The following is an 8,219-nucleotide window of genomic DNA, read 5'->3' on the forward strand; positions in this document are numbered from 1 at the left end:
GCCTCGCCTCAGGGGCGGCCCGGTTCCACTCCCAGATCCACTGGCCGGCCGTGAGGTGGACCGCCGGATCGGTCACGGTGGCCACGCACCCCGCCCGTCGGAGATTTGCTAGCGCAGGAAGGGGTCCACCGCGACCGCGACGAACAGCAGGGAGACGTAGGTGATGGACCAGTGGAACAGCCGCATCTCCTTCAGTTGGCCGCCCGTCACCTCGGCCTTGGCGCGGTTGTGCAGTCCGTGCGCCTCCCAGAGCCAGAACCCGCCGGCCAGCAGCGCGACCGTCGTGTAGAACCAGCCGGTGTAGCCGAGGGGGGTCAGCAGCAGCGACACGCCGACCATCACCCAGCTGTAGAGGACGATCTGCCGGGCGACGACCTTGTTGGAGGCGACCACGGGCAGCATCGGCACGCCCACGCGCGCGTAGTCCTCGCGCACCTTCATCGACAGCGGCCAGTAGTGCGGCGGCGTCCAGAAGAACATGACGAGGAAGAGGACGACGGGCGCCCACGACATGGAGTCGGTGACGGCCGACCAGCCGATGAGCACCGGGAGGCAGCCGGCGATGCCGCCCCAGACGATGTTCTGCGAGGTGCGGCGCTTGAGGATCATCGTGTAGACCACGACGTAGAAGAGGAGTGCGCCGAGCGACAGCCAGGCCGACAGCCAGTTGACCGCGAGGCCGAACAGCAGGGTGGAGACGACCGCCAGGGTGATGCCGAAGGCGAGGCACTCGCGCGGGCTGACCATGCCGGTGACCAGCGGGCGCTGCGAGGTGCGGTCCATCAGCGCGTCGATGTCGCGGTCGATGTACATGTTCAGGGCGTTGGCGCCCCCCGCGGAGAGGTAGCCGCCGAGGCAGGTGAGCAGCACCAGCGTCAGATCCGGCACGCCCTGCTGGGCGAGGAACATCACCGGAACGGTGGTGATCAGCAGCAGCTCGATGATCCGCGGCTTGGTCAGCGCCACGAACGCCTTGACACGGGCCCCGAACGGCCGGTGGTTCGGGCTCTGGCTCGTCCCGATCATCCCCGCTGGACGGGATTCAACGGCCGTCACGCACACCCCTGACAGAGACATCCCAGCGAGCCCCGGGTGTGAACTCCCGGTAAAGGCTCGCGCGTACCACGCCACTGTAGACGTTGCCCAGACCCCGGCATTCGCGGGGGTGGGGTCGTGTTGGACGGGGGCGCCGGAAGAGCCGTACGGGACTCGATTGAGCACTCGGACGAGCGGCTCCGTATTCACTTGCCGAACACGGGACGGCCCAGTCGGGAGGCGGATCCCGAAGAGTCCCGGCAGTCTGGAATGACTCGAAAAAACGCACGTACTTACGGGGGTAGGCTCGACAACGGCCGGGGCGCCCAGTGCACCGGCATCCGACATGCGTGACATGTGGAAAGGAGCCCTGACCCAGGGTGAGCACCAAGCCGACCACCACAGACCTCGAGTGGAACGAGCTGGACCAGCGAGCGGTCGACACCGCCCGAGTCCTGGCCGCCGACGCCGTACAGAAGGTCGGCAACGGCCATCCCGGTACGGCGATGAGCCTCGCGCCCGCCGCCTACACCCTGTTCCAGAAGGTGATGCGGCACGACCCCGCCGACCCCGAGTGGGTCGGACGCGACCGGTTCGTGCTGTCCGCGGGCCACTCCTCCCTGACCCTCTACACCCAGCTGTACCTGGCCGGTTTCGGCCTGGAGCTGGACGATCTGAAGGCCTTCAGGACCTGGGGCTCGAAGACGCCGGGTCACCCGGAGTACGGGCACACCACCGGTGTGGAGACGACGACCGGGCCGCTTGGCCAGGGTGTCGCCAACGCGGTGGGCATGGCGATGGCCGCCCGCTACGAGCGCGGTCTGTTCGACCCGGAGGCCGCGCAGGGCGAGTCGCCCTTCGACCACTTCATCTACTGCGTCGCCGGTGACGGCTGCCTCCAGGAGGGCATCTCCGCGGAGGCGTCCTCGCTGGCGGGCCACCAGAAGCTCGGCAACCTGGTGCTGCTGTGGGACGACAACCACATCTCGATCGAGGGCGACACGGAGACGGCCGTCTCCGAGGAGACCGTCAAGCGCTACGAGGCGTACGGCTGGCACGTGCAGCGCGTCGCGCCCAAGCCGGACGGCGACCTCGACCCGCACGCGATCTACGACGCGATCGAGGCCGCGAAGCAGGTCACGGACCGGCCGTCGTTCATCGCGATGCGCTCGATCATCGCCTGGCCGGCGCCGAACGCGCAGAACACCGAGGCCGCGCACGGCTCGGCCCTCGGCGACGACGAGGTCGCGGCCACCAAGCGGGTCCTCGGCTTCGACCCCGAGAAGTCCTTCGAGGTCGCCGACGAGGTCCTCGAGCACACCCGCGCGCTGGGTGAGCGGGGCCGCCAGGCCAAGGCCGAGTGGGAGAAGTCCTTCCAGGAGTGGCGGGGCAGCAACACGGAGCGCGCCGCCGAGTTCGACCGCATCGCCGCGGGCGAGCTGCCGGCCGGCTGGGAGGAGAAGCTCCCGGTCTTCGAGACGGGCAAGGGTGTCGCCACCCGCGCCGCGTCCGGCAAGGTCCTCCAGGCCCTGGGCGCGGTCATCCCGGAGCTGTGGGGCGGCTCGGCCGACCTGGCCGGCTCCAACAACACCACGATCGACAAGAACAGCTCGTTCCTTCCGGGGGACAACCCGCTGCCGGAGGCCGACCCGTACGGCCGCACCATCCACTTCGGCATCCGCGAGCACTCCATGGCCGCGGAGATGAACGGCATCACCCTGCACGGCAACACCCGTGTCTACGGCGGCACCTTCCTGGTGTTCTCCGACTACATGCGCAACGCCGTGCGCCTGTCCGCGCTGATGCACCTCCCGGTGACGTACGTGTGGACGCACGACTCCATCGGCCTCGGCGAGGACGGCCCCACCCACCAGCCGGTCGAGCACCTCGCCTCGCTGCGCGCGATCCCGGGCCTGAACGTCGTGCGCCCGGCGGACGCCAACGAGACCGCGATCGTCTGGCGCGAGATCCTGCGGCGCTACACCAAGGTCTTCGGCAAGGGCGCCCCGCACGGCCTGGTGCTGACCCGTCAGGGCGTACCCACGTACGAGTCCGACGAGAACACCGTCAAGGGCGGTTACGTCCTGTTCGAGGCGGAAGGCGGCGAGGCCGAGGTCGTCCTGATCGCCACCGGTTCCGAGGTGCACGTGGCCGTCGAGGCGCGTGAGCAGCTCCAGGCCGACGGGGTGCCGACGCGGGTCGTGTCCATGCCGTGCGTGGAGTGGTTCGAGGAGCAGGACCAGGGGTACCGGGACAGCGTCCTGCCGCCGGCGGTGAAGGCGCGCGTCGCGGTGGAGGCCGGCATCGGTCTCACCTGGCACAAGTACGTGGGCGACGCCGGTCGCATCGTTTCCCTGGAGCACTTCGGTGCTTCGGCCGACGGCAAGGTGCTCTTCCGCGAGTTCGGTTTCACTGCCGAGAACGTGGCCGCCAAGGCCCGGGAATCCATCGCCGCCGCCCAGCGCTGACGCTCATATACGACACGTAGGAGATGCATTTTCCATGACAGACGCACTCAAGCGCCTCTCCGAGGAGGGCGTCGCGATCTGGCTGGACGACCTGTCGCGCAAGCGGATCACGTCCGGCAACCTCGCCGAGCTGATCGACCAGCAGCACGTCGTGGGCGTCACCACCAATCCGTCGATCTTCCAGAAGGCCATCTCGCAGGGCGACGGCTACGACCAGCAGGTCTCCGACCTCGCCTTCCGCAAGGTGACCGTCGAAGAGGCCATCCGCATGATCACGACGGCGGACGTCCGTGACGCCGCCGACATCCTGCGGCCGGTGTTCGACGCGACCAACGGCCAGGACGGCCGGGTCTCGATCGAGGTCGACCCGCGCCTGGCGCACAACACCAAGGCGACCACCGCCGAGGCCAAGCAGCTGGCCTGGCTGGTGGACCGCCCCAACACGCTCATCAAGATCCCGGCCACCGAGGCGGGCATCCCGGCGATCACCGAGGTCATCGGCCTCGGCATCAGCGTCAACGTCACGCTGATCTTCTCGCTCGAGCGCTACCGCATGGTCATGGACGCCTACCTCGCCGGCCTGGAGAAGGCCAAGGAACGCGGCCTGGACCTCTCCAAGATCCACTCAGTGGCGTCCTTCTTCGTGTCCCGCGTGGACACCGAGATCGACAAGCGGCTCGACGCCCTCGGCACGCCGGAGGCCAAGGCCGCGCGCGGCAAGGCGGGCGTGGCCAACGCCCGGCTGGCGTACCAGGCGTACGAGGAGGTCTTCGCCTCCGAGCGCTGGCTGGCCCTGGACAAGGCGCACGCCAACAAGCAGCGCCCGCTGTGGGCCTCGACCGGCGTGAAGGACCCGGCGTACAAGGACACCCTGTACGTCGACGAGCTCGTCGCGCCGAACACGGTCAACACCATGCCGGAGGCCACGCTCTTCGCGACCGAGGACCACGGCGAGATCCGCGGCAACGCCGTCGCGGGCACCTACGAGCAGGCGCGCGCCGACATCGACGCCGTCGAGAAGCTCGGCATCGGCTACGACGAAGTGGTGCAGCTGCTGGAGGAAGAAGGCGTCGAGAAGTTCGAGGCGTCCTGGAACGACCTGCTCAAGTCGACCGAGGCGGAGCTCCAGCGCCTCGCCCCTTCGGAGGGCTGAAGATTTGTCAAGCAGCAACCCGCTGCGTGACCCCGCAGACCGACGGCTCCCGCGTATCGCGGGGCCGTCGGGTCTGGTCATTTTCGGCGTCACGGGCGATTTGTCCCGGAAGAAGCTCATGCCCGCCGTCTACGACCTCGCGAACCGGGGCCTGTTGCCACCGGGTTTCTCGCTGGTCGGCTTCGCCCGGCGGGAGTGGCAGCACGAGGACTTCGCACAGGAGGTCCACGACGCCGTCAAGGAGCACGCCCGTACGCCGTTCCGTGAGGAGGTCTGGCAGCAGCTCATCCAGGGGATGCGCTTCGTCCAGGGCACCTTCGACGACGACGACGCCTTCGAGCGGCTGCGCGCCACCATCGGGGAGCTGGACAAGGCACAGGGCACGGGCGGCAACTTCGCCTTCTACCTGTCCGTGCCGCCGCGCTCCTTCCCGGTGGTCATCCAGCAGCTGAAGAAGCACGGGCTGGCCGACCAGGAGAACGGTTCCTGGCGCCGCGCGGTGATCGAGAAGCCCTTCGGCCACGACCTGAAGTCGGCCGAGGAGCTCAACAAGGTCGTGCACGAGGTCTTCGGCTCCGACCAGGTCTTCCGCATCGACCACTACCTCGGCAAGGAGACGGTCCAGAACATCCTGGCGCTGCGCTTCGCCAACACGATGTTCGAGCCGATCTGGAACCGGTCCTTCGTGGACCACGTGCAGATCACGATGGCCGAGGACATCGGCATCGGCGGCCGGGCCGGCTACTACGACGGCATCGGTGCCGCCCGTGACGTCATCCAGAACCACCTGCTCCAGCTGATGGCGCTCACCGCGATGGAGGAGCCCGCCTCCTTCGACGCGGACGCACTGGCCGCCGAGAAGACCAAGGTGCTCGGCGCCGTCCGGCTCCCCGCCGACCTGGGCACCGCCACCGTGCGCGGACAGTACGCGGCGGGCTGGCAGGGCGGCGAGAAGGCCGTCGGCTACCTCGAAGAGGACGGCATCGACCCCAAGTCGAAGACCGACACCTACGCGGCCGTCAAGGTGGAGGTCGACAACCGCCGCTGGGCGGGCGTCCCCTTCTACCTGCGCACCGGCAAGCGCCTGGGCCGCCGGGTCACCGAGATCGCGGTCGTCTTCCAGCGCGCCCCGCACTCCCCCTTCGACCACACGGCGACGGAGGAGCTCGGCAAGAACGCGATCGTCATCCGCGTCCAGCCCGACGAGGGCGTCACCGTCCGCTTCGGCTCCAAGGTCCCGGGCACCTCGATGGAGATCCGGGACGTGTCCATGGACTTCGCCTACGGCGAGTCGTTCACGGAGTCCAGCCCGGAGGCGTACGAACGCCTCATCCTCGACGTCCTGCTCGGCGACTCGAACCTCTTCCCGCGCACCGAGGAGGTCGAGCTGTCCTGGAAGATCCTCGACCCGATCGAGCAGTACTGGGACAAGAACGGCAAGCCCGCGCAGTACGCGTCCGGCACGTGGGGTCCCGTCGAGGCGGACGAAATGCTCGAGCGAGACGGACGGAGCTGGCGCCGGCCATGAAGACAGACCTCACGGACACCACGGCCAGCAAGATCAACAAGGCGCTCGTGCAGGGCCGCCGCGCCATCGGCACGCCCGCCGTCGGCATGGTGCTCACCCTGGTCATCGTCACCGACGAGGAGAACGCCTACGACGCCCTGAAGGCCGGCAACGACGCCTCGCACGAGCACCCCTCGCGCACGATCGTGGTCATCCGGCGCGTCTCCCGCTCCCCGCGCGACCGTACGAAGTCCCGCCTGGACGCCGAGGTGCGGGTGGGCGCGGACGCGGGCACCGGCGAGACGGTGGTGCTGCGGCTGTACGGCGAGGTGGCGGACCACGCGCAGTCGGTGGTCCTGCCCCTGCTGCTGCCGGACGCCCCGGTGGTGGTCTGGTGGCCGGTCAACGCGCCGCTCGACCCGGCGCAGGACCCGCTGGGCGCGCTCGCCCAGCGCCGGGTCACCGACACCTACGCCTCCGAGCAGCCGGTGCGCGACCTCAGCACCCGCGCCGACACCTACACCCCCGGTGACACGGACCTGTCGTGGACCCGCATCACGCCCTGGCGCTCGATGCTGGCCGCCGCACTGGACCAGGTCACCTGCGAGGTGAAGGCCGTCGAGGTGGAGGGCGAGGAGTTCAACCCGAGCTGCGAGCTGCTCGCCATGTGGCTCGCCGACCGGCTGGACGTGCCGGTCAAGCGGTCGCTGTCCGGCGGTCCTGGTCTCACGGCGGTCCGCATGGAGACCAGCAGCGGACCGATCGTGCTGGACCGGGCGGACGGTTCGCTGGCCACCCTGTCGATCGAGGGCCAGCCCCACCGCGCGGTGGCCCTCAAGCGCCGCGACACGGCCGAGCTGATCGCGGAGGAGCTGCGGCGGCTCGACCCCGACGACACCTACGCCTCCGCGCTGCGCTTCGGGGTGGACCGGCTGCACGCCTCCGACGACCGGGGCAAGGCCGCGCCCGGCGGGAGGGCGGCGGTCGCCAAAGGAGAAGGGGGCGCGATCCCCACTCCCGTCGAGGCTGCTGCGAAAGCTCCCGCCGAGGAAGCGGCGGCGCAGACCCCGGTGAAGAAGGCGGCGGCGAAGTGAACACCCCGCAGCTCGTCGTGCACCGCGACAAGGAGCTGATGGCACAGGCCGCCGCGGCCCGCCTGATCACGAAGATCGTGGACGCGCAGGCCTCGCGCGGCTTCGCCTCCGTGGTGCTGACGGGCGGCCGCAACGGCAACGGGCTGCTCGCCGCGCTGGCGGCCGCGCCCGCCCGGGACGCCATCGACTGGGGGCGCCTGGACCTGTGGTGGGGCGACGAGCGGTTCCTGCCGGAGGGCGACCCGGAGCGCAACGTCACGCAGGCCCGCGAGGCCCTGCTGGACTCCGTGCCGCTGGACCCGAAGCGCGTGCACGCCATGCCCGCGTCGGACGGCCCGTACGGCGCCGACGTGGACGCGGCGGCAGCCGCCCACGCGGAGGAGCTGGCCCGCGCGGCCGGCCCCGAGAACCACGGTTCGGTGCCGACGTTCGACGTCCTGATGCTCGGAGTCGGCCCGGACACCCACGTGGCCTCGCTGTTCCCCGAACTGCCCGCGGTGCGGGAGACCGAGCGCACGGTGGTCGGCGTCCACGGCGCGCCCAAGCCGCCGCCGACCCGCGTGACCTTCACGCTGCCGGCGATCCGCGCGGCCCGCGAGGTCTGGCTCCTGGCGGCCGGCGAGGACAAGGCGAACGCGGCGGCGATCGCCCTGTCGGGCGCCGGTGAGGTGCAGGCTCCGGCGGCGGGCGCCCGCGGGCGGCAGCGCACCCTGTGGCTGCTGGACTCGGCGGCGGCGGCCCAGCTCCCGAGATCGCTGTACCCGCCAGCTTCCGCGTAACGCGTCACCTGTGCCGGGCCCCCGCCGTTCCTCGGCGGGGGCCCGGCACATGTGCGGTCGGCGTGGCGCGGCCGGCCGCACCCCTGACGGTCGCTGACGGCAGGGGCGGGCGGGTTGGGGCGGGGGGCGCCCCCCCCCCCCCCCCCCCCCCCCCCCCCCCCCCCCCCCCCCCCCCCCCCCCCC

General features: G+C 70.5%; 6 protein-coding genes. 5 read left to right on the forward strand and 1 reads right to left on the reverse strand.

From position 1 onward, the window contains the following. Positions 1–108 precede the first annotated feature (108 nt). A complete protein-coding gene (locus ABZT03_RS41955; RefSeq protein WP_356049294.1) occupies positions 109–1,026 on the reverse strand; it encodes a heme o synthase in 918 nt (305 codons plus the stop codon). Positions 1,027–1,415: 389 nt separating this feature from the next. Here ABZT03_RS41955 and tkt point away from each other — a divergent pair, with 389 nt between their 5' ends. From tkt to pgl, 5 genes are read left to right on the forward strand one after another with little or no spacing between them, the layout of a single operon-like run. Next, positions 1,416–3,503 (forward strand): transketolase, encoded by a 2,088-nt coding sequence (gene tkt / locus ABZT03_RS41960; RefSeq protein ID WP_356049296.1) that lies wholly within the window; start codon positions 1,416–1,418, stop codon positions 3,501–3,503. Between the two features lie 34 nt (positions 3,504–3,537). Continuing rightward, positions 3,538–4,656 (forward strand): transaldolase, encoded by a 1,119-nt coding sequence (tal, locus tag ABZT03_RS41965; RefSeq protein ID WP_356049298.1) that lies wholly within the window; start codon positions 3,538–3,540, stop codon positions 4,654–4,656. A 4-nt stretch (positions 4,657–4,660) separates the two neighbouring features. Next, positions 4,661–6,184 carry a glucose-6-phosphate dehydrogenase gene (gene zwf, locus ABZT03_RS41970; protein WP_356049299.1) on the forward strand — a complete coding sequence of 508 codons (1,524 nt, stop codon included), beginning with the start codon at positions 4,661–4,663 and terminating at the stop codon, positions 6,182–6,184. Continuing rightward, entirely contained in the window at positions 6,181–7,257 is a 1,077-nt protein-coding gene (gene opcA, locus ABZT03_RS41975; protein ID WP_356049301.1) for a glucose-6-phosphate dehydrogenase assembly protein OpcA, read from the forward strand. The genes zwf and opcA overlap by 4 nt, the downstream gene beginning before the upstream one ends. Further along, entirely contained in the window at positions 7,254–8,036 is a 783-nt protein-coding gene (gene pgl / locus ABZT03_RS41980) for a 6-phosphogluconolactonase (protein ID WP_356049303.1), read from the forward strand. Before opcA ends, pgl begins: the two co-directional genes overlap by 4 nt. Positions 8,037–8,219 lie beyond the last annotated feature (183 nt).

The sequence above is a fragment of the Streptomyces sp. NPDC005574 genome (genome assembly GCF_040605435.1).
In the GTDB taxonomy this organism is placed as follows: domain Bacteria; phylum Actinomycetota; class Actinomycetes; order Streptomycetales; family Streptomycetaceae; genus Streptomyces.

Coding starts and splice junctions, on each gene's coding strand:
- opcA (WP_356049301.1), top strand. CDS start 6,181: ATGAAGACAGACCTCACGGACACCACGGCCAGCAAGATCAACAAGGCG.
- ABZT03_RS41955 (WP_356049294.1), bottom strand. CDS start 1,026: ATGATCGGGACGAGCCAGAGCCCGAACCACCGGCCGTTCGGGGCCCGT.
- tal (WP_356049298.1), top strand. CDS start 3,538: ATGACAGACGCACTCAAGCGCCTCTCCGAGGAGGGCGTCGCGATCTGG.